The organism is Pseudoalteromonas phenolica (assembly GCF_005876835.1).
GTDB classification, from domain to species: Bacteria; Pseudomonadota; Gammaproteobacteria; order Enterobacterales; family Alteromonadaceae; genus Pseudoalteromonas; species Pseudoalteromonas phenolica_B.
In genome coordinates this window covers 1-253 of the sequence record NZ_PPSW01000053.1, presented here as the reverse complement: position 1 = coordinate 253, position 253 = coordinate 1, and the positions used below count along the sequence as shown (strand labels likewise).

General features: G+C 43.9%; 1 protein-coding gene. It reads left to right on the top strand.

All coding sequences use genetic code 11. The annotated features are described in order from the left end of the window. A partial coding sequence (locus tag C1E24_RS21010) for a hypothetical protein (RefSeq protein ID WP_171040946.1) occupies positions 1 to 253 on the top strand: 253 nt, incomplete at both ends.

Genomic DNA, 253 nt, shown 5'->3' with positions numbered 1-253 from the left:
GTCAGGTCTGACAAATCATTTGGACGGTAAAGAGTATTTGATTGTTGGTGCAAGTCGCACTGGATCGCAAACTGCAAACAATACGGTTGTGGTTGATTTAACTGCTGATACACGCTCAGCAACCGTAGATTTCACTGAGCAACTTGGTGCAATTGCTTATTCGATTTCAGGTCGCGTATTCCTAGACACGTTACAAGACGGCGAACTTGAAACTGCTGAGTTAGACAAAGCTCTTGAAAACATCACAGTCACG